Source organism: Corynebacterium sp. (assembly GCF_030532325.1).
GTDB lineage: Bacteria > Actinomycetota > Actinomycetes > Mycobacteriales > Mycobacteriaceae > Corynebacterium.
In genome coordinates this window covers 22525-42889 of record NZ_JAUNLS010000005.1, presented here as the reverse complement: position 1 = coordinate 42889, position 20365 = coordinate 22525, and the positions used below count along the sequence as shown (strand labels likewise).

Below are 20365 nucleotides of genomic sequence, written 5' to 3'. Positions count from 1 at the left end.
GCCATGTCTGGCGAACTCTCCGGAGACGAGGGGCGTCGGCACGCACTGCACACAAATAAGTAAAGGACAACACTATGTTGCGCTATATCGGGCGACGAGTGCTCCAGATGATCCCGGTGTTCTTCGGAGCCACCTTGCTCATCTACGCGCTTGTCTTCTTGATGCCAGGCGACCCAGTCGAGGCACTCGGCGGAGACCGCGGCCTCACCGAGGCAGCCCGCGCCAGGATCGAAGCAGAGTACAACCTGGATAAGCCCTTCATCATCCAGTACCTGCTCTACATCAAGGGCATTTTCATGCTGGACTTCGGCACCACCTTCTCCGGTGTCCCCGTCACCGAGGTAATGGCCAACGCCTTCCCGGTCACGGTGAAGCTGACGGTCATGGCCATCATCTTCGAGTCCGTCTTCGGCATCCTGCTCGGCGTTATCGCCGGTATGCGCCGCGGCGGCATCTTCGATTCCACCGTCCTGGTCATGTCCCTGCTGGTCATCGCTGTGCCTTCCTTCGTCATCGGCTTCGTCTTCCAGTACCTCGTGGGTATTAAGTGGGGTGTTCTGCCGGTGACCGTCGGCGCGAATGCCACGGTGAAGTCGCTGCTCATGCCCGCCATGGTGCTCGGCGCGCTGTCCCTGGCCTACGTCATCCGCCTGACGCGCCAGTCCGTCTCCGAGAACTTGCGCGCCGATTACGTGCGCACCGCGCGCGCCAAGGGCCTGTCCAACTTCTCGGTGACCACCCGCCACGTGCTGCGCAACTCGCTGATTCCGGTGGCCACCTTCATCGGCGCCGACATCGGCGCCCTGATGACCGGCGCCATCGTCACCGAGGGCATCTTCGGCATCAACGGCGTGGGCGGCACCATGTACCAGGCCATTCTGCGTGGTGAGCCGACCACCATCGTCTCCTTCACCACCGTGCTGGTGATCATCTACATCATCGCCAACCTGCTGGTTGACCTCCTGTACGCCGTACTTGATCCGAGGATCCGCTATGCCTAATTTTGAGAAAACCACTCACTACCCCGGCCAGGAGCACTTCATCTCCGAGGTCGATGAGACCGGCCTCGGCGCGGTCGACGCCGTCAAGGACGAGTCCGCCCCCTCCTCCCAGTGGGGCGAGGCCTGGCGCTACCTGCGCCGCCGCCCGCTGTTCTGGATCGCCGCGGTGATGATCCTACTGGCCATCATGCTGGCGGTCTTCCCCGGCCTGTTCACCAACACCGACCCGCGCATGTGCGAGCTCTCCAAGTCGCTGGCACCGGCTGAGCCGGGCCACCCCTTTGGCTTCAACCGCCAGGGCTGCGACATCTACGCCCGCGTCATCTACGGCGCACGCGCCTCCGTGGCCGTCGGCGTGCTCACCACCGCCCTCGTGGTGGTCCTGGGCTCCCTCATCGGCGCCGTAGCTGGCTTCTTCGGTGGCTGGATCGACTCGGTGCTCTCCCGCATCACCGACATCTTCTTCGCCATCCCGCTGGTGCTGGCCGCCATCGTGGTCATGCAGATGTTCAAGGAGCACCGCACCATCATCACCGTGGTCCTCGTGCTGGGCCTCTTCGGCTGGGTCTCCATCGCCCGTATTACTCGCGGCGCCGTGGTCTCCATCAAGAACGAGGAATTCGTCCAGTCCGCCCGCTCCATCGGCGCCTCCAACTGGCACATCCTCTTCAGCCACATCCTGCCCAACGCGGCCGCCCCCATCATCTCCTACGCCACCGTGGCGCTGGGCACCTACATCGTCGCCGAGGCCACGCTGTCCTTCCTGGGCATCGGCCTGCCGCCGACTTTCGTGTCCTGGGGCGGCGACATCTCCGACGCCCAGGCCTCCCTGCGCGTGAACCCGGCGGTCCTGTTCTACCCGGCGGGTGCTCTGGGCCTGACCGTGTTGAGCTTCATCATGATGGGTGACGTCGTCCGCGACGCCCTCGATCCGAAGGCAAGGAAACGCTAATGACTGACCAGAACCCACAGAATCAGCAGATTCAGCCCCTTCTTGAAATGAAGGACGTCCACATCTCCTTCACCTCCTCCACCGGCGTGGTCGAGGCCGTGCGTGGCGTCAACATGACCATCTATCCTGGCCAGTCCGTGGCCATCGTGGGTGAGTCTGGCTCCGGCAAGTCCACCACCGCCATGTCCATCCTGGGCCTGCTGCCCGGCACAGGCAAGGTGACCAAGGGCCAGATCCTCTTCGAGGGCGAGGACATCACCCACTACAACAACAAGCAGTTCGAGAGCCTGCGTGGCTCCAAGATCGGCCTAGTCCCGCAGGACCCGATGTCCAACCTCAACCCGGTGTGGCGCATCGGCACTCAGATCGAGGAATCCCTCAAGGCCAATCACATCGTCGAGGGCTCCGAGCGCCACAAGCGCGTGGTGGAGCTGCTGGAGGAAGCCGGGCTTCCCGACGCCGAACGGCGCGCCAAGCAGTACCCTCACGAGTTCTCCGGCGGCATGCGCCAGCGTGCGCTCATCGCCATGGGCCTGGCCGCGCGCCCGAAGCTGCTCATCGCCGACGAGCCCACCTCCGCGCTCGACGTCACCGTGCAGAAGACCATCCTCGATCACCTCGAGAACCTCACCGAGGAGCTGGGCAACGCCGTCCTCTTCATCACCCACGACTTGGGCCTGGCCGCCGAGCGCGCGGAGCACCTCATCGTCATGCACCGCGGGCGCATCGTGGAATCCGGCCCCTCGCGCGAGATCCTGCGCGCGCCGAAGCATCCCTACACCCGCCGCCTGGTCACCGCCGCTCCCTCCCTGGCCTCCTCGCGCATCCGCGCTGCCCAGGAGGCTGGTCTGGAGACCTCCGAGCTCAAGGCGGGCCAGGTTGGCGCTCCGGCCGGCCACGCCGGCAACATCACCGAGGAGAACGTCATCTCGGTGAAGAGCCTCACCAAGGAGTTCAAGATCCGCGGCCAGCGCGGTGAGAAGCAGCTCCTCAAGGCCGTCGACGACGTCACCTTCGACATCCGCCGCGGCACCACCCTGGCGCTGGTGGGCGAGTCCGGCTCGGGCAAGTCCACCGTGGCCAACATGGTGCTGGGCCTGCTGGAGCCGACCTCCGGCACCATCGCCTTCGAGGGCAAGGACACCTCGACGCTGTCCAAGAAGGAGATCTTCAACCTGCGCCGCAAGATGCAGGTGGTCTTCCAGAACCCCTACGGCTCGCTGGACCCGATGTACTCCATCTACAAGTGCATCGAGGAGCCGCTGGCCCTGCACAAGGTGGGCAGCCGCAAGGAGCGTGAGGCCCGCGTGGCCGAGCTGCTGGACATGGTCTCCATGCCGCGCTCGGCGATGCGCCGCTACCCCAACGAGCTCTCCGGCGGCCAGCGCCAGCGCATCGCCATTGCCCGCGCCCTTGCCCTCAAGCCGGAGGTGATTGTCCTCGACGAGGCAGTCTCCGCCCTCGACGTGCTGGTGCAGAACCAGATCATCCAGCTGCTGGCCGAGCTGCAGGCCGAGCTCAAGCTCTCCTACCTCTTCATCACCCACGACCTCGCGGTGGTCCGCCAGACCGCCGACGACATCGTGGTGATGCGCAAGGGACAGATGGTGGAGCACGGCACCTCCGATGAGATCTTCACCAACGCTCAGGCCGAGTACACTCAGAACCTCATCAACTCCGTTCCGGGCATGCACCTGGAGATCGGCACTGGTGAGGAGCTGGGCACCATCTAGCAGCCAGCTGGCTGCTAGCCCACGCAGCTGCCAGTCTGCACAGACTGGCGCAGCTGCGTCACATCCCCCACATGGCCCTTGACCTCATCGGCGGTCAGGGCGTAGCCGGTCTCGGAATCATCCACCGAGGCCCCGAACACCACGCCGAGAACCTGCCCCTCCGGGTTGATCATCGGCCCGCCGGAATTGCCCTGCCGGATGCTGCCGCGCACCGTGTAGGCGTCGCGCTCCACGCGGCCCTTGGAGTAAATGTCCGGCCCGGCAATCGTGATGCGATCCCGCACGCGCGCCATACGCGCCTCGAAGGGCCCGGAGTGCGGGAATCCCATGACGATGGCGTCGTCGCCCGTGGTGGCGGCGTCATCCGCCCAGGGCAGGGGCTCGATGCCCAGCCCGGCGCTGTGCAGCACCGCGATGTCGACGTCGGAGTTGTAGTACACCACCTCGGCCTCCTTGAGGCCCACCACGGTATCCAGGCGCACCTTGTCCGTGCCGGCTACCACGTGCGCGTTGGTGATCACGTAGTCAGGAGCGGTGACAAAGCCCGAACCCATGAGGCGGCGGGAGCACACTTCGGCGTCACCAAGCACGTGTATCACCGAGGGGCGCAGGCGCTCCACCAGCGCCGGGTCGCTGACGTCCTGCGCGGGTGCGGCGACCTCCACGGAGTCCCCCGGTGTCTGCCACGGCGAGACCAGCGGCGGCAGGCCGGACTCGTTGAGCATGGCCGCCACCCCGTTGGGTAGGGAGGCCAGCTGCGAGGGCGCGGCCGCGTTGAGGCCGCTCAAGATGCGTGATTCGCGCAGCGCCTGCCCCGGTGCGCCCCCGATGTTGGAGGCCGCGGGCAGGGAAACCAGCCAGATGACCACCAGCACCGCCACCGACTGGAAGGCCGCGCCGATGAGCGAGTCCACCCGCTGGCCCGAGCGCGTGCGCATGCGATCGCGCAACCGAGCGCCCAGGCTCGCGCCCACCAGCTGGCCCAGGCCCACCATGAGTACCACGACGCCAATGGCAAAGAGGAAGCGCAGCGCAGGAGCCTCGGTCAGCCGCATGGCGGGCGGGGCGAGCACGAGGCCCAGCACGAGGCCTGCGATGATGCCGATAGCGGAAAGCACGGCGGACATGGCCCCCTGGCGCCAGCCTGCCCACACGGCGAGGACAAGGGCGAGCACAATGAGGCCATCAAGGATCAGGGCAAGCGACACGTAGTTTGCTGCTTTCTCAGGCTAAATGAACAGTGAAAATGATAGTGATGCGAGGAGTGCCTGCTGCCCTCAGAGCAGCAAACTAAATCATTTTCTCATTGTTTCGAGAGCGCTTGAGTGTATCACGCAGCTCGTGCACCGAATTGTTATCCCATTCCAAGGACCAGCCCGCGTGATCCAGGAGCGTGGCCAGGATCCCGCCGGTAAAACCCCAGACCACGTAGTCACGGACGTGGAAGGCCGGGCCCTTCCACGGGCCCAGGCCCACCATGAAGCGGTTCTCCGGCTCGATGAGCTCGCGCACCGGTACGAGGAAGACGTCATCGGTCTCCTCCGGGCTGGCCGGCCACACCTCGCCGGGCTCGTGCCAGTAGGCCAGCACCGGGTGCACGGGGTTACCGGTGGCCCGAATGTGCAGCTCCTCCCACTTTTCCAGCGGGGTCACGCTGCGCGGATCCAGGCCGGTTTCCTCCCAGGCTTCGCGCAGGGCGACGTCCACAAGCGTGGCGTCCTCCGGATCCCTGCGCCCGCCGGGAAAGGCGATCTGCCCCGAGTGCGAGCGCATGCTCGGCGAGCGGTGGGTGAGCAGCACCTCGGCGTCCTCCACGCTCGTCCCCTTGAGCAGGATCAGCACCGCCGATTCCTTCTTCATCGCCGGCAGGCGTTTCATCTGCCGGGCCATGGTGTTCGCGCCAATGCGGCGCTGCGTGTCCGCGCTGTCCACGCCGAGCGCTGGGCGCAGCCAGTCCGGGGTGGCCTCGGGGCGCAGGACGCCGAGCTCTGCGCCGGGGTGAGTGAGCTTATCCTCGCGCCTCATCCAATCACGTCTTGAATGGCGGAATCGAGCTCCTCGGAGGAGGTGAAGGGCTTGACAAAGGTTCCCTTGACCTGGCCGTCCACCACCACCAGCGTGATGGGGATGACTCCGGGCAGCCCGAGCTCGCCGGCGAAAGAGTTGTCATCATCCTGGTAGCTGGGCAGATCCACCCCGATGTCCTCGAGGAAGGCCGCGCCCTTGGCGGCGTCGGCGTCGGCGTGCACGCCCACCACGTTCCACGCGGAGTGCTTGCGCGCGATCTGCTGGAAGTAGGGCAGCTCCGCCCGGCAGGGCTCGCACCACCAGGCCCAGATGTTCACGATCTGCACCTCGCGGGCCTCGGCGTAGCTCTTGGCCCCCAGGCAGGGCAGATCCACCCCGGCGATGGGCCCGGCGGGGCACACCGGGCGGTCCGCCACCGGCTGCTGGCCGGCGGCCCCGGCGGAATCCTGGCCCGCCTGCTGCGCGGAGTCCTGCGCCGTGGAAAACTCCGGCTCCTCGCCCTTGCCCAGCAGTGAGCGCACGCCGATGACGGCCACCACGGCCACAATCAACGCGACAGCAACCGTCCCGAGCACGTACTTTTTCATGACTGCCACCTTAGCCCTTTATGGGCCCTTCACGCCCGGCTGCCGCTGCGCGCGGCCCACATCGCACAGCGCGACCACCACGCACTCCTGACAGTTCGGCGTGCGCGCGTGGCACACCCGGCGGCCGTGAAAGATGATGCGGTGGGAAAACATGGTCCACTCCTCCTCCGGGATGAGCTGGGCAATGTCCCGTTCAATCTTCAGCGGCGTGCTCCCGCGGCTCAGCCCCATGCGCTTCATGAGCCGCCCGAAGTGCGTATCCACCGTCAGGCCCGGCACCCCAAATGCGTTACCCAGCACCACCAGCGCGGTCTTGCGCCCCACCCCGGGCAGCGCCACGAGCTTGTCGACGTCCCCCGGAACCTCCCCGTCCCCCTCCGCCATGAGCTGCTCACCGATGCCGATAAGGTGGCCGGCCTTGGCGCGGTGAAAGCCCAAGGGGCGCAGCAGTTCCTCGAGCTCGGCGCGATCGGCGGCGGCGAGCGCGGCGGCGTCGGGATAACGCCGGAAGAGCTCCGGGGTCACCTGGTTCACCCGCGCGTCAGTGCACTGCGCCGAGAGCACCGTGGCCACGAGCAGCTCAAAAGGACTGCGAAAGTCCAGTTCACAGCGGACATCGGGGTACTCCCGGGCGAGCTCCGCGTTGATCTGCTGCGCGCGTTGGCGAAGCTCGGACGACGGGATGGAGCGAGACATGCGCCTTAGCTTAGTAAACTGGCCCCCATGATCGTTCTCGTCCTGCTCGTGCCCCTGTGCCTCGCGCTCTTTGCCATCCTCATGGAGAAGTTGGAATCCACCGCCTTCGGTGATTGATACCGTCGTGATTGATACCTTCGATTGATTTCTTTTCTCCGAAAGTTTGGCGCGAATCTTCCCTGCACAGTGGCACGCATTCCTGCTAACTCCGGGTTAATTCTGTGATAATTTGTCTCGGTGTTATAGAAAGTGACTAATTACACTGTATGATGAGACTCAGTGCCAAGCAGCGGGTGCTCATGTTCCCGCTCTTCAACCAAGCATAGACCGGCTCTCACCAGGTAGGACTGGGCGGCGAGCTGTAAGGAGTAATCGTGGAAGGCGTACAGGATATTCTCTCCCGCGCTGGTATCTTCCAGGGCGTCGACCCCGTGGCGGTACAGAACCTCATCGAGCAGATGGAGACCGTCCGTTTCCCTCGCGGTACCACCATCTTTGAAGAAGGCGAACCAGGTGATCGCCTCTACATCATCACCTCCGGCAAAATTAAGCTCGCCCGCCACGCCCCGGACGGCCGCGAGAACCTGCTGACCGTGATGGGCCCCTCCGACATGTTCGGTGAGCTCTCCATCTTCGATCCGGGCCCCCGCACCTCCTCCGCCGTGTGCGTCACCGAGGTCACCGCGGCCACCATGAACTCTGAGATGCTCAAGCAGTGGGTCGCTGACCACCCGGCCATCGCCCAGCAGCTGCTGCGCGTGCTGGCCCGCCGCCTGCGCCGCACCAACGCCAACCTGGCTGACCTCATCTTCACCGACGTCCCCGGCCGCGTGGCTAAGACCCTGCTGCAGCTGGCCAACCGCTTCGGTATGCAGGAAGGTGGCGCCCTGCGCGTCAATCATGACCTCACCCAGGAAGAGATTGCCCAGCTGGTCGGCGCGTCCCGCGAGACCGTGAACAAGGCCCTGGCTACCTTCGCCCACCGCGGCTGGATCCGCCTAGAGGGCAAGTCCGTGCTCATCGTGGACACCGAGCACCTGGCGCGCCGCGCCCGCTAAGCCCGGCGCGCGTCAGCCCGCATAAGCCACAAAAGCACAGGCCCCGCTCACCGTGCATCCTGCACGGCGGCGGGGCCTTGTTGCGTTCCCGTACGCGGCGTCGCCAGTACGTGTGGCTAGTTCTTTTTGTCCAGGTACTTCAGCGCGGTGCGGGTGGACTGCTCTGCGGCGTGGCGCAGAACCGGGTCCACATCGTCATACATCTCATCCACCATGGTCTTCAGATCCACGTCCTCACCCAGGCGGGCGCGGACCTCCTTGATCTGATCCAGGCGGTAGTGGCGGCGGTCAATGTACTTGCGCGCCACAGCGGAGGTGTCCTCCAAGTCTGGGCCGTGGCCCGGGAAGAGGGCGACATCCTTGCCGCGGGTCTCCAGCATGTCCAGGGTCTCGAGGTAGGCGGCGAGATCGCCGTCGGTCTCAGAGAGCAGGACGGTGTGGCGGCCAGCGATGGTGTCACCGGTGAGGATGCCCTCCAAATGAGACTCCTTGGCTTCTGCGGACCACACGAAGAAGCAGGTGGAATCTGCGGTGTGACCAGGCGTGTGCACAACCTCGAGCTGCGGGGTGACGCCGTCGATGGAGATCACTTCGCCGTCGACAAGCGCCTCAGCGCCATTGCAGTAGTTCGGATCGAAAGCGCGAATCGGCGCGCCGGTGAGCTGGCGCAGGCGCTGCGCGCCGGAGGCGTGATCATCGTGACGGTGGGTCACGAGAATGAGTGCGACCTCACCCGCGTTGGCAGAGACAACGTTGAGGTGACCCTCATCTTCGGGGCCCGGATCCACCACGATGGCGCGGGAATCCTCGGCGGCGCGGATGATCCAGGTGTTGGTCCCCTCCAATGCCGTGTAGCTAGGGTTATCACACAGTACTACCCCGACCGACTGGCTCACGGGGCGCAATTGGCTATATGCAGGATGCTCCATGATTCTTAGCCTATCTGATTACTCAGCGAATTCTACGATGACTTCGATTTCTACCGGGGAGTTCTTTGGCAACACGGCCACGCCGACGGCAGATCGCGCGTGCGTGCCCGCCCCACCGAAGAGCTCACCAATGAAATCCGAGGCTCCGTTAATCACGGCCGCCTGCTCCACAAAGTCCGGAGCGGAGGAGACAAAACCCACGACCTTCACCACGCGGGTGACCTTATCCAGGCCCACGAGGGAATCGATGGCGGCCAGGGCGTTGAGCGCGGCGGTGCGCGCCAGCTCCTGGGCCTGCTCCACGGTGATCTCGGCACCGACCTTGCCGGTGGCCGGCAGGGCGCCGTCCACCATGGGCAGCTGGCCGGAGGTCCAAACCTGGTTGCCCACCTTCGTGGCGGGCACGTAGGAAGCCAGCGGGGCGGCGACGGCAGGCAGCGTGTATCCCAGCTCCTCAAGGCGCGCGCGGTGGCCCATTAGTTCTCCTCCAGCGGGCGCTTGAAGTAGGCAACCACGTTCTCCGGGTTCATACCCGGGGTGATGGTGACAAGCTCCCAGCCGTCTTCACCCCACGTATCCAAAATCTGCTTCGTAGCGTGAGTAAGGACAGGTGCGGTGGCATATTCCCATTTAGTCATGCAGACAATGCTACCGGTTCAACCGCTTAAATGCCGATGAGTTCGCCACCTTCTGCAAGGTAGTGCGCCCAATTGGTGATGTGCGGGTTCTTGCGCAGCAACGCACGGCGCTGGCGCTCCGTCAGGCCACCCCACACGCCGAACTCGACGCGGTTATCCAGGGCGTCAGCGCGGCACTCGTTGAGCACTGGGCAGTGGCGGCAGATGACCGCGGCCTTGCGCTGCTCGGCGCCGCGGACAAAGAGGGCGTCGGGGTCTCCGTTGCGACACTTGGCCTGGGTCACCCAATCACCACGCTCCGTCATGGTACCCGTCCTCTTCGTCAGCGCGGACCGGCCCGCACCCTTAACGCTTAAGGTCATGGTTAGGCAACTCCTTCCAAGCTTCCACGGTCTCCCGCGGATCTCGCACGGATCTCATTGCGCGAAAAATTCGCTTTGTGAATAATTCCCGATGAGACAGAATATTATGTACCATTGGTAAGTCTATTCACAGGATTCGCTGCTTGTCTAACACGTCACACTTTAGGGGGGAGTTTGCTCTTCCGCCCGCGCAGAATCACCACGTAGGGTATGGAGGGTGACTGTCATGAAATCCCTGGGAAAGATTGTCCTTTCCACTCTCCTCGCGGCATTGTTGCTGGCGGTGGGCCTGGCCCCCTTTGCCGGTGCGGGCGGCGTCGCCGTCGCGCGCGCCAACGCCACCATGCAATCGGACCTGCACGACCTCACCGCAGGCACCGCCCCCGAGGTGACCACCATCCTCGACGCCCGCGGCAACAACCTTGCCTACCTCTTCGAGCAGCGGCGCCACCCAGTGGAGGCGGACGAGATCTCCGAGAACATGAAGAACGCCATCGTCGCCATCGAGGATCACCGCTTCTACGAGCACGACGGCGTGGACCTGCAGGGCAACTTCCGCGCACTGTGGACCAACCTGGCCGCCGGCGGGGTCTCCCAGGGTGCTTCCACCCTCAATCAGCAGTACGTGAAGAACTACCTGCTGCTGGTCACCGCGCAGACCGACGAGGAACGCCAGGCTGCCATCGAACAATCCGTGGCCCGCAAGCTGCGCGAGATGCGCATGGCCACCGACCTCGACCGCGAGCTAAGCAAGGACGAGATCCTCACCCGCTACCTCAACCTCGTTCCCTTTGGTAACCACTCCTACGGCATCGAGGCCGCCGCCCGCACCTACTTCGGTGTGCACGCCTCCGAGCTCACGGTGCCCCAGGCCGCCATGCTCGCCGGCATGGTGCAGTCCTCCGAGTACCTTAACCCCTACACCAACGCCTCCGGCGCCACCGAGCGCCGCAACCAGGTGCTGCAGGCGATGGTCAACAGCAACTACATCACCCAGCAGGAGGCTGACGAGTACTCCCAGCAGGATCTCGACGTCCTCGACGAGCCTGCCACCCTGCCCAACGGCTGCATCAGCGCCGCCGACCGCGGCTTCTTCTGCGATTACGTCATCGGTTACCTGGAAGACAAGGGCATCGACCGCCAGCAGCTGGCCCGCGGCGGCTACACCATCACAACCACCCTCGACCCCGAAGTGCAAGATGCGGCCCTCAACGCAGTCCGGGCCCACACCGACCCGAACGCGGCCGGGGTGGCCGAGGTGATGAACGTCGTCAAGCCGGGCACCTCCTCCCGCGAGGTGCTGGCCATGGTCTCCTCCCGCACCTACGGCCTGGATGCCGCGAAGAACGAGACGCTGCTGCCGCAGCCTAACTCCCTGGTGGGCAACGGCGCCGGCTCGGTGTTCAAGCTCTTCACGGCCGCCACCGCGCTCGAGGCCGGCTACGGCATCAAGGACAAGCTCGCCGTTCCCACCCGCTACGAGGCCGAGGGGCTGGGCTCCGGCGGCGCGGCCGGCTGCCCGCCCAACAAGTACTGCGTGGAAAACGCCGGCACCTACGCGCCCTCGATGACCATGCAGGACGCGCTGGCCTACTCCCCCAACACCCCCTTCATCCAGCTCATCGAGCAGCTCGGCGTGGACCCGGTGGTGGATACCTCCGTCAAGCTGGGCCTGCGCTCCTACGCGGAGAAGGGCAGCTACGACGAAAATACCTCCATCGCCGACCACATCAAGGAGGCCAACCTGGGCTCCTACACGTTGGGCCCCACCGCGGTGAACCCGCTGGAGCTGTCCAACGTGGGCGCCACCGTGGCCTCGCAGGGCATGTGGTGCGAGCCCTCGCCCATCAAGGAGATGACGGACGCCCAGGGCAACGAGGTCTACCTCAAGACCCCGCCGTGCGAGCGCGCGATCGACAAGGGCATCGCCAACACCCTGGCCAACACCATGACCGCCGATACCGAGAAGGGCACGGCCGCGGGCGCTGCCTCCGCGGCGGGCTTCGGCGGCCAGGCCGCAGCGAAGACCGGCACCACCGAGTCCAACCAGTCCTCGGCCTTCCTGGGATTCAACTCCGGGGTGGCCGCCGCGCCCTACATCTACAACGACGGCACCACGACCACCCCACTGTGCACCGGCCCTGTGCGTCAGTGCGATTCCGGCAACCTCTTCGGCGGCTCCGAGCCGGCCGGCACCTTCTACACCATGGCGGTCAACGTCCCGGCGGCCGCGAAGGGCACCGTGCCGGACTATGACCACGCCTACGATTCCGGCACCCTCGACGCCGCGCTGGATGGCCTGCGCGGCAAGTCCGAGTCCGAGGCCCGCGAGGCCCTGGAGAAGGCCGGCTACAGCGTCAAGGTCACCCAGGTCACCGGCAACGGCGTGCCCTATGGCCGGGTGGTGCGCGTCATCGCGCCTGAGGGCCTAAAGAAGGGTGCGGAGGTCACCGTGCAGCTTTCCGACGGCACCTCCCCCGCCCCCGAGCGCTCCAAGGATTCCGGCTCAGGCGGCGGTGAGCGCAACCGCGGCGATAACGGCAACCGCGGCGGCCAGCCCTCCCGGGGCAACGGCGGCGGCGAGCCGCTCATCCGCCAAGAGGACATCGACGCCTTTGCTAACGACGTCCGCAACTTCTTCGGGCTCTAGCCCTTGGTAGGCCTGGCCCCGAGAACCTCGAACCCCCGATAGGCCGCCTGGGCTTGCGTTAAGCCAGGGCGGCCTTGACTGCGGTGGACAGGCGCTTGCCGTCGGCGCGACCCGCGGCCTTGGCGTTAGCCACCTTCATCACGGCACCCATCTGCTTGATGGTCACCTCAGCGCCGGTCTCCTCCTTGACCTGGGCCACGGACTCGGCCACGAGGGCCTCGAGCTCGTCATCCTCCAGCTGGGTGGGCTGGTAGGCCTCGAAGAAGGGGACGTCGACAAGCTCAGCCTCAGCCAGCTCCGGGCGGCCGTTCTCGGCGTAGACCTCAGCGGACTCGCGGCGCTTCTTAATCTCGCGGGCGATGACCTTGAGCACGTCCTCATCGGTCAGCTCGTGGCGGGAGCCGCTGGTCTCCTCTGCCTGGATGGCGGCCAGCAGGGAACGGATAGCGCTGGTGCGCTCCTTCTCCTTGGCCTTCATGGCGGTCTTCAGGTCTGCGCGGATGGAATCTTTCAGCTCACTCATGCCTTTTAAGATACGCCTCCACGGGCGCTGCCTCAGTGACAGGTAGGGTGGTTGAGGTGAAGATTTACTCAATTCTTGGCGGCCTCGCCGCCGCAGGACTCGGCCTCGCCGCCTGGGGCCACAGCGAGCTCACCAAGTTTGAGCTCAAGGAGTACACGCTGCCGCTGCTACCGCCCGGCACGCTGCGCGGCGAATCGGAGTTTCGCATTCTACACGTGTCCGACCTCCACATGATCCCCGGCCAGAAGGCCAAGATCGAGTGGGTCTCCGGGCTGGCCCGCTTGGAGCCGGACCTGGTCATCAACACCGGCGACAATCTTTCCGACGCCGCCGGGGTCCCCGAAGTCCTGCGCGCTCTCGGCCCGCTGCTGGACCGGCCGGGGCTGTTTTGCTTCGGCACCAACGACTACTGGGCACCACGCCTGCCCAACCCCTTCAACTACCTGCTGGGCAAGAAGAACACTCCGTCCTACGTGGACCTTCCGTGGAAGGGCATGCGGGCGGCCTTCATTGAGCACGGGTGGCACGATGCCAACCAGGCCCGCGTGGAGTTCAAGGTGGGCAACGTCCGCCTAGCCGTGGCCGGCGTGGATGACCCGCACCACGATCTTGATGATTACTCCGACGTCGCCGGCGCACCGAACCCGGATGCGGACCTAGCGCTTGCACTGCTGCACACTCCGGAGCCCCGCGTCCTGGCCAAGTTCGCCGCCGAAGGCTACCAGTTATCCTTCTCCGGGCACACGCACGGCGGCCAGCTCTGCCTCCCGTTCCCCGTGGGCGGCTCCAAGGCGATTGTCACCAACTGCGGCATCGATCGCGTTCGCGCCTCGGGGCTGCACGATTTCGATTCCATGAAGATGCACGTGTCCAACGGCCTGGGTACTTCAAAGCTCGTGCCGCTGCGCATTTTCTGCCGCCCCTCGGCCGCGCTGCTGCACATCACGGAGCGCGCCAACTGACCCCCTCACACCCGAACCCCTGATGAGCTGCCGTTTTGTCGTTTCAGCCTCGGCTGGGTTACAGTATCTCAGTACCGCGTGAAACGGTTTCTCCGGGATATGGCGCAGTTTGGTAGCGCGCTTCGTTCGGGACGAAGAGGTCGCAGGTTCAAATCCTGTTATCCCGACCAGCAGCCTGGCTAGATTTTCTAGCCAGGCTTTTTCGTTTTCACTTTTCCGGTTTTCAGGTTTTCAGGGTTTCGCATTGCCGTTCCTGGATTCCCGGATTTTCCGTTCGTCCGCGGGCATATACGCCTTCGTGGCCTAAATCGAGCTTTCCCGTTTTCAATAGACATTCACTAACCCGGGAGAGCCCCGTTAGGCCCCTCCCGAGCGGGCTGTACACTCTACGCTGCCTTCGCCGGGCATCCTTTTGACTTTTCCTCACTACATTTGCTGCGGATCGGAGGCCAAACTTCTGGTGTGTAGTGAGGAAAGGTCAAATAGTCGCTGCCCCTCGGAGCTTGGCTCCAATCGTTGAGCAGCGCCGGCCGCGGAGAGGCGTTCCACATCCAAGCACTCTGGACACACGGCCACTGAGGTCTCCCAGCTTCAAACTCCCGCTCAGATCGGGCAAGTTTTGGCCACGATTGTGAAGCTGGGAGACCAAGGAGCCCACGAAGACCAATGGCGTAGCAAACGAGGCATCCCTCGAGGCCGCGCGCAGTGAGGCCATGCGCATTAGACCGTGCTTGTTGCGCCCAGGCTGCTGCGCCGCGGATAGGACCGGCGCACCGCGAGGAAGATTCCGGCTAGAAGCGCGATGTGGATGAGCAGCACCGCGATGAGGCCGTAGCTGCCGGAGCGGAAAAAGATGTAGCCCACCACGGTCACGCCCAGCGCCGCGCCGAATTGTTGCAGCGTGGTGATGGTGCCGCTGGCCATGCCGGCATGACTGTCGGGGACATCGCGCATGGCCACGGAGAGCAGCTCGGGAAGCACCAGGCCATTGCCAAAGCCGGTGGCGATAACCGTCGCCACGAGCGCCGCCACCGGGGCGGCGTTGCCGGCGGAGAGCAGTGAGGCGACCAGGGCCACGGCCAAGCCCGCGGCGGTGATCGGGCAGCCGTAGAGCACGCGCGTGCGGGTATCCCACCCCAGGCGCGGGGCCAGCATGGAGCCGGCCATGAACGTCAGGCCGGAGGGCACAAAGACCAGGCCCGCGGCAGCCGGGCTCAGCCCGTGAGTGCGCTGCAGCACCAGCGCCAGGACAAACATGAAGCTGGCAAAGTACAGCATGAACGCGCAGATCGCAGCCCCGCCAAGCCGCATGGAGCCCAGGCGGAAGAGCGCGGGATCGAAGGTAATGGCCTGCCCGCGATCGCGGCGGGCGGATTCCACCCACACCGTCGCGGCCAGCGCAGCCACGCCGAGCCCCAGGGACAGCACCGCCCACCACGGCAGGCCGCGCTGCGCGATGGACATCGCGGCGACAACAAGCCCCATGCCCACACAAAGGCCGAGCGATCCCCACGGGTCGATGCGGCGGTGGGCGGGGTTGTGCGCCGCGGCGTCGGGAGCCAACTGCGGAACGAGCAGCACCGCGGCGACCATGGCGCAGGCCATGATGGGAACGTTGATGAAGAAGATGCTGCGCCAGCCCAGGCCCCACGGCGAGGCCTCCACCAACCAGCCGCCCAGGCCCTGGCCCGCAATGGAGCCAATGCCTGAGGCCACGCCGAACCAGCCCATGGCGGCGGCGCGCTCGTCTCGGGGTACGGCGGTGTTGATGATGGCGAGCACCTGCGGAAGCATCACCGCGGCTGCTAGGCCCTGCACGGCACGTGCCGCGATGAGCGTGACGCCCGATTGCGCCAGGCCGCACAGTGCCGAGGTCACCGCAAAGGCAGCCATGCCGAGGATGAAGACGCGCTTGCGTCCGGAGACATCGCCAAGCCTGCCGCCCGTGATGAGGCCCGCGGCGTACGTGACGGCGTAGGCGGCGATGACCAGCTCAACGCGGCCTTCATCGAGCCCCAGGTCCGCCTGAATGTTGGGGGCGGCGACGTTGACCACGAAGAAGTCGAACTGCCCCATGAAGATAGCGATAAGGACTGCGGGCAGGAAGGTCGAGGAGCGGGAACGAGGCATACCCGCCACTTTAGTACGGACGTTTCCGGTTTAATTTAGAGGGCTGTGGCAGCAGGCTTTAGCGCTCATTTTTCACTTGGGCGGTGACTCTTCCATGGGTTGACCAGCTCGATGCCAGTCAACTGAAAGTCCTTCGTGTTCCGAGTCGCGCATACAGCATGCCGTGAGCGACACACTGCGGCAATCTGGGCGTCGATTGTTGAAATGGGGAGACCAGCCTGTCGTCGCATGCTAACCACCTGCGCATATTCGAGAGCCGCTCTTTTATCGAAAGGAAAAATAGAATGCCCCCGCAACGCGCTATCAACCGCCTTGGTCAAGCTGTCTCGCCGCCGTCCCTGCGGCAAAAGAAGGAGCCCTGTGCGCAGCTCAGCAACCGTCAACGCAGTGAGCGCAACTGGCGCTCTCAAAGAGTAGAGCCACGAAAGCACTGACTCATCAGGCTGGGGTTTCAGTACTTCAGATACCACATTCGTATCCAAGATAATCATTCGAACGCCACCGAACGCGCTTCATCCTTGCGATGCACAGCAGGAAGTTCCACGGGTGCTGTCCGGCTGGCTTCGTAGAGGGCCACACCAACGTTCCTTGCGGCCACGACGTCCGTCAAAATTGAACGGACCTCGGCCTCCATGGAGCGTCCATTCTCCCGAGCTCGCCGTGCGAGTTCCTTAGTGACGGCTTCGTCCAAGCCACGCACCACCAAAGACTCCATGTCTTCCCCTCCCTTGACGCAGGCACTGTTAGCAGTGACGATAGCACTCACAGACCCCAACTGTCAGAGGGCAAAACGGGAAACGACGCGGCGCCCCTACAGCAGCCGCGTCGCCCCTATTCCCTATCACTCACAACGGATTGGAGAAACCGTTTGCCTACCCCCTAAGTAGGCTTTGTGAGCGACTTTCACTTTAGCACCATGAGGCCCTAAACGGTAATGATTAAGACTCGTTATCGCTAACCTGCTTTTTTGCCTCCGCGGGCGCTTCCCGCAGGCCGCGCGCAGCGCCCAGGCACAGCACCGCGACCGCCCCCAGCACCGCCACGGCCGTCCACAGAAGCGCAGTATGCGCCCCGTTTCCAGCAGCGGTGAAACCGGAGGTAGCCCACTGCATGGGGAAGAGATAGCCGGCCACCGTCGCCACAACGGGCACGGCCGTTCCGGCCACGGCAGACTTCCACAGCCAGCCCACGAGTGCTACCTGAACAACGCCCAGCACGGCACTGAGCACCGCGCCCGCGGCACCCGCCACGCGCATCACCACGAACACCAAGCCTGCCGACGCCGCCGCGCCCAGCGCGGCCACCCCGGCCGCCAGTGCGATTGACGGCGCCGCCGGCACCGTGGCCAGCACCGCGAAGAGGACCGCGCCCACCGCGGTTAGCCCCAGCACGCCGCCGACCAGCGTGAGCCAAGGCTTAGAAGCGCGGGGCAGCACAGCGCCCAGCAAACCGCCGCCGAGCACCACGACCGCCGCGAGCAGCATCGCCACGATGGGGCTCAGTAGAGGCTCCGGCTCCGATTCCTGGGACACGCGCGGCAGCGCCTTGCTCACGGCCTGCACCTTGGACTTGTTCTGCCGGGCCATGCCGTCGATCTTCTGCGCACCGGAGTCGAGCTGATCGACGCCCTCCAGGGCCTTGTCCACGTTGGCGTTGAGCTCGCCCAGACCGGCGTTGAGCTGCTTGGCGCCCTCTACTGCGGAGTAGATGCCGTCGTGGTAGGCGTAGCCGCTGACCGCCAGCTGGTTGGAGAGCTCACGGGAGCCGTCCTTGGCGCGCTTGAGCTTGTCCGTGATGGACTGGTCCAGCTCAAAATTGTTGACCTGTGTGCGCAGGTCCCCCAGCTGAGAGCGGATGTTGCGGGCCTCGGCGGAGTTGTTGCCCTCCAGGTCCTTGAGGGTGCCGTCGATGGCGGCGAGCAGCTGACCCTGCACCACACCCAGGCCGATGACTTGATCGACGGCGCTTCCAACGCCGTCGGCAAGCTCGGTGGCACCCGAGCCGAGCTGGGCGGTGCCGGATTGCAGTTGCACGAGGCCGTCGTAAAGCTGCTGGGAACCGCCGGCGAGCTGGTCCACTCCCCCGCCGAGCTCATCCGCGCCGGACTTGAGCTCGCCAGTGCCCTGGGTGAGCTGCGTGGTGCCCGAGGACAGGAAGCCGGCCTGCGCGCTGGCCTCGTTGAGGGCCTGCATGGCCTTGAGCAGGTCGGCGGGCTCGATGGTCTCGTCCGTGGGGGCGCCGGCCGGGTCCGCGGACCATGCCCGCTCCGGCTCCCAGCCCGCGACTCCCGCTGCCACCGCTCCCGCCACCAAGGGCAGGAGCATGAGGAGACTGAGCAGGAGCGAGCGCACGCGCACTCTGCGGGGGCGAGCCGGTTCAGCGAGGCGGGAGTTCATTCTTTGAAAATATCGTTTCACCACGCACAACAGGGCAGGCGCGCCGATCTGAATGTGAGAAACCCCACCGGTTCACCCCGGAGTGAGGATGAGCCGGTGGGGCTAGGTCCACGCGCCTTAAGCGTTAGGCCTTGTTCTCGGCGAAGAGCTCGCGCACGCGCTTGCCCAGCTGCGGGGAGACGGCGTCCCAGTAAGCGTAGACGCGCTGCTCGGTCTCCGGGGAGACACCGGCCATCGCGCCGGCGATGTTGCCGGCCATGCGCTCCTTGGCGGCGTCATCGTAGACGTTCTCGTAGAGGTCAGTGGCCTGGACGGTGTCATTATCCTCCGCGTGGGTCACGTAGGCAGCGCGCACGAGGTCGTAGCCGGCCGGGTCCGGGTTGACATAGAGATCCTGCGCCGGGGCGGTCTCCTGTGCGAAGCGATCGTTGACGTCGCCGTCCGCGCTGCCGCCGCCCTTGGCGTGGCGGTTGGGCGAGTAGACCGGATCCTCCGGGGCGTTGAAGAAGTACTGCATCGGCCCCTCGTGCTCGTAGGTGTTGACCTGGTTAAGCGGCTGGTTGACCGGCAGCTGCTTGTAGTTCGGCCCAATGCGGTAGCGCTGCTGATCAGAGTACGCAAAGGCGCGCGCCTGCAGCATCTTGTCTGGGGAGAGGCCGATGCCCGGCACCAGGTTGGCCGGATCCAGGGCCACCTGCTCGATCTGCGCGAAGAAGTTGCGCGGGTTGCGGTTGAGCACAAAGTAGCCCACATCGTGCAGCGGGTAGTCCTTCTTGGACCAGACCTTGGTGAGGTCAAAGGGGTTGAAGCGGTAGTTCTCTGCCTCGTCGAAGGGCATGATCTGCACCTTGACGTCCCAGATGGGGTAGTCACCGCGCTCGATGGCGTTGTAGAGATCCTCGCGGTGGTAGTCGGCGTTCTTGCCTGCCATCTCGGTGGCCTCGGCGTCGGTGAAGTTCTCCACGCCCTGGCGGGTCTTGAAGTGGTACTTCACCCAGAAGGCCTCGCCCTTCTCGTTGATCCACTGGAAGGTGTGCGAGCCGTAGCCGTTCTGGTGGCGGGTGGTCTTCGGGGTGCCGCGGTCACCCATGAGGTAGGCCACCTGGTGGGTGCTCTCCGGGTTGCGGGTCCAGAAGTCCCACTGCATGTCGGCATCGCGCAGGCCGTTGGCGCCCAGGCGCTTCTGGGAGTGGATGAAGTCCGGGAATTTGATGCCGTCACGCAGGAAGAACACCGGGGTGTTGTTGCCCACGATGTCGTAGTTGCCTTCCTCGGTGTAGAAGCGCAGGGCAAAGCCGTGCACATCGCGCCAGGTATCCGGGGATCCTTGCTCGCCGGCGACGGTGGAGAAGCGTCCCATCATCGGAGTGACCTTGCCCGGCTGGAAGAGGTCTGCCTTGGTGTAAGCGCTGACGTCCTCCGTGACGTGCAGCTCGCCGAAGGCGCCGTGGCCCTTAGCGTGCGGCGTGCGCTCCGGAACGCGCTCGCGGTTGAAGTGGGCGAGCTTTTCGATGAGGTGAATATCATCAAGGGTGACGGGGCCGTTCTGCCCCACCGTAATTGACGTATTCTCGGTGGTGATCGGCTGGCCGGAGGGGCGGGTGGTCTGCTCGCCGCCGGCTGCGCGCTGGCCCTTGTCCAGGATCTTGTCTGCTGCGGAATCGGTCATGGGGAGTCCTCCTTCAAGGCGCGGTAATCGATTCAAATTATCAATTGTCCG

Annotated in this window: 20 protein-coding genes and 1 tRNA gene; 7 read left to right on the top strand and 14 right to left on the bottom strand. The window is 65.1% G+C overall.

The features are described from left to right. Positions 1-74 precede the first annotated feature (74 nt). From Q4E25_RS04355 to Q4E25_RS04345, 3 genes are read left to right on the top strand one after another with little or no spacing between them, the layout of a single operon-like run. Positions 75-1001 (top strand): ABC transporter permease, encoded by a 927-nt coding sequence (locus Q4E25_RS04355; protein ID WP_303154457.1) that lies wholly within the window; start codon positions 75-77, stop codon positions 999-1001. Continuing rightward, positions 994-1953 carry an ABC transporter permease gene (locus Q4E25_RS04350; protein ID WP_303154456.1) on the top strand — a complete coding sequence of 320 codons (960 nt, stop codon included), beginning with the start codon at positions 994-996 and terminating at the stop codon, positions 1951-1953. Before Q4E25_RS04355 ends, Q4E25_RS04350 begins: the two co-directional genes overlap by 8 nt. After that, positions 1953-3686, top strand: a complete 1734-nt coding sequence (locus Q4E25_RS04345; protein ID WP_303154455.1) for an ABC transporter ATP-binding protein — start codon at positions 1953-1955, stop codon at positions 3684-3686. The genes Q4E25_RS04350 and Q4E25_RS04345 overlap by 1 nt, the downstream gene beginning before the upstream one ends. A 14-nt stretch (positions 3687-3700) precedes the next feature. On the opposite strand, the gene Q4E25_RS04340 is transcribed toward Q4E25_RS04345, so the two are convergent. The 4 genes from Q4E25_RS04340 to nth all read right to left on the bottom strand — a co-directional run bounded on the left by Q4E25_RS04340 (position 3701) and on the right by nth (position 6997). Further along, the gene (locus tag Q4E25_RS04340) at positions 3701-4894 is read right to left on the bottom strand and encodes a MarP family serine protease (RefSeq protein ID WP_303154453.1); all 1194 of its coding nucleotides are present in this window, start codon (positions 4892-4894) and stop codon (positions 3701-3703) included. Positions 4895-4976: 82 nt separating this feature from the next. Beyond that, the gene (locus tag Q4E25_RS04335) at positions 4977-5711 is read right to left on the bottom strand and encodes a CoA pyrophosphatase (RefSeq protein WP_303154451.1); all 735 of its coding nucleotides are present in this window, start codon (positions 5709-5711) and stop codon (positions 4977-4979) included. Beyond that, a complete protein-coding gene (locus Q4E25_RS04330) occupies positions 5708-6301 on the bottom strand; it encodes a TlpA disulfide reductase family protein (RefSeq protein WP_303154449.1) in 594 nt (197 codons plus the stop codon). The genes Q4E25_RS04335 and Q4E25_RS04330 overlap by 4 nt, the downstream gene beginning before the upstream one ends. 18 nt (positions 6302-6319) lie before the next feature. Next, positions 6320-6997: an endonuclease III gene (nth, locus tag Q4E25_RS04325; protein ID WP_303154447.1), complete on the bottom strand. Its 678-nt coding sequence runs from the start codon at positions 6995-6997 to the stop codon at positions 6320-6322. A gap of 374 nt (positions 6998-7371) precedes the next feature. Between nth and glxR the strand changes: the two genes are divergently transcribed. Further along, entirely contained in the window at positions 7372-8055 is a 684-nt protein-coding gene (glxR, locus tag Q4E25_RS04320; protein ID WP_070564319.1) for a CRP-like cAMP-activated global transcriptional regulator GlxR, read from the top strand. A 116-nt stretch (positions 8056-8171) separates the two neighbouring features. Here the strand turns inward: glxR and Q4E25_RS04315 are convergent, their stop codons facing one another. The 4 genes from Q4E25_RS04315 to Q4E25_RS04300 are packed head-to-tail and all read right to left on the bottom strand — an operon-like array spanning position 8172 to position 9984. Then, positions 8172-8984 carry an MBL fold metallo-hydrolase gene (locus tag Q4E25_RS04315; RefSeq protein ID WP_303154442.1) on the bottom strand — a complete coding sequence of 271 codons (813 nt, stop codon included), beginning with the start codon at positions 8982-8984 and terminating at the stop codon, positions 8172-8174. Positions 8985-9002: 18 nt separating this feature from the next. Next, positions 9003-9461 (bottom strand): RidA family protein, encoded by a 459-nt coding sequence (locus Q4E25_RS04310; RefSeq protein ID WP_303154441.1) that lies wholly within the window; start codon positions 9459-9461, stop codon positions 9003-9005. After that, positions 9461-9622 (bottom strand): DUF4177 domain-containing protein, encoded by a 162-nt coding sequence (locus Q4E25_RS04305; RefSeq protein ID WP_303154440.1) that lies wholly within the window; start codon positions 9620-9622, stop codon positions 9461-9463. Before Q4E25_RS04305 ends, Q4E25_RS04310 begins: the two co-directional genes overlap by 1 nt. Positions 9623-9648: 26 nt before the next feature. Continuing rightward, a complete protein-coding gene (locus tag Q4E25_RS04300) occupies positions 9649-9984 on the bottom strand; it encodes a WhiB family transcriptional regulator (RefSeq protein ID WP_303154439.1) in 336 nt (111 codons plus the stop codon). A gap of 217 nt (positions 9985-10201) precedes the next feature. On the opposite strand from Q4E25_RS04300, the gene Q4E25_RS04295 reads away from it, so the two are divergent. After that, entirely contained in the window at positions 10202-12634 is a 2433-nt protein-coding gene (locus Q4E25_RS04295) for a transglycosylase domain-containing protein (protein ID WP_303154437.1), read from the top strand. Positions 12635-12692: 58 nt separating this feature from the next. On the opposite strand, the gene Q4E25_RS04290 is transcribed toward Q4E25_RS04295, so the two are convergent. Further along, positions 12693-13157 carry a GatB/YqeY domain-containing protein gene (locus Q4E25_RS04290; RefSeq protein WP_303154434.1) on the bottom strand — a complete coding sequence of 155 codons (465 nt, stop codon included), beginning with the start codon at positions 13155-13157 and terminating at the stop codon, positions 12693-12695. Positions 13158-13213: 56 nt separating this feature from the next. Here Q4E25_RS04290 and Q4E25_RS04285 point away from each other — a divergent pair, with 56 nt between their 5' ends. Both Q4E25_RS04285 and Q4E25_RS04280 read left to right on the top strand, forming a co-directional pair. Beyond that, the gene (locus tag Q4E25_RS04285; RefSeq protein ID WP_303154432.1) at positions 13214-14119 is read left to right on the top strand and encodes a metallophosphoesterase; all 906 of its coding nucleotides are present in this window, start codon (positions 13214-13216) and stop codon (positions 14117-14119) included. A gap of 93 nt (positions 14120-14212) precedes the next feature. Then, a tRNA-Pro gene (locus Q4E25_RS04280) sits at positions 14213-14289 on the top strand. A 550-nt stretch (positions 14290-14839) separates the two neighbouring features. Here the strand turns inward: Q4E25_RS04280 and Q4E25_RS04275 are convergent. The 5 genes from Q4E25_RS04275 to Q4E25_RS04255 all read right to left on the bottom strand — a co-directional run bounded on the left by Q4E25_RS04275 (position 14840) and on the right by Q4E25_RS04255 (position 20314). Further along, the gene (locus Q4E25_RS04275; protein ID WP_303154430.1) at positions 14840-16249 is read right to left on the bottom strand and encodes an MFS transporter; all 1410 of its coding nucleotides are present in this window, start codon (positions 16247-16249) and stop codon (positions 14840-14842) included. Positions 16250-16314: 65 nt separating this feature from the next. After that, positions 16315-16740: a type II toxin-antitoxin system VapC family toxin gene (locus Q4E25_RS04270; RefSeq protein WP_303154428.1), complete on the bottom strand. Its 426-nt coding sequence runs from the start codon at positions 16738-16740 to the stop codon at positions 16315-16317. Further along, on the bottom strand, positions 16737-17015 hold the full coding sequence (locus Q4E25_RS04265; RefSeq protein ID WP_303154426.1) for an Arc family DNA-binding protein: 279 nt from the start codon (positions 17013-17015) through the stop codon (positions 16737-16739). Before Q4E25_RS04265 ends, Q4E25_RS04270 begins: the two co-directional genes overlap by 4 nt. A 172-nt stretch (positions 17016-17187) precedes the next feature. Further along, positions 17188-18645, bottom strand: coding sequence for a hypothetical protein (locus Q4E25_RS04260; RefSeq protein WP_303154423.1), 1458 nt, complete (start codon positions 18643-18645; stop codon positions 17188-17190). 124 nt (positions 18646-18769) lie between these two features. Next, entirely contained in the window at positions 18770-20314 is a 1545-nt protein-coding gene (locus tag Q4E25_RS04255) for a catalase (protein ID WP_303154421.1), read from the bottom strand. Positions 20315-20365 lie beyond the last annotated feature (51 nt).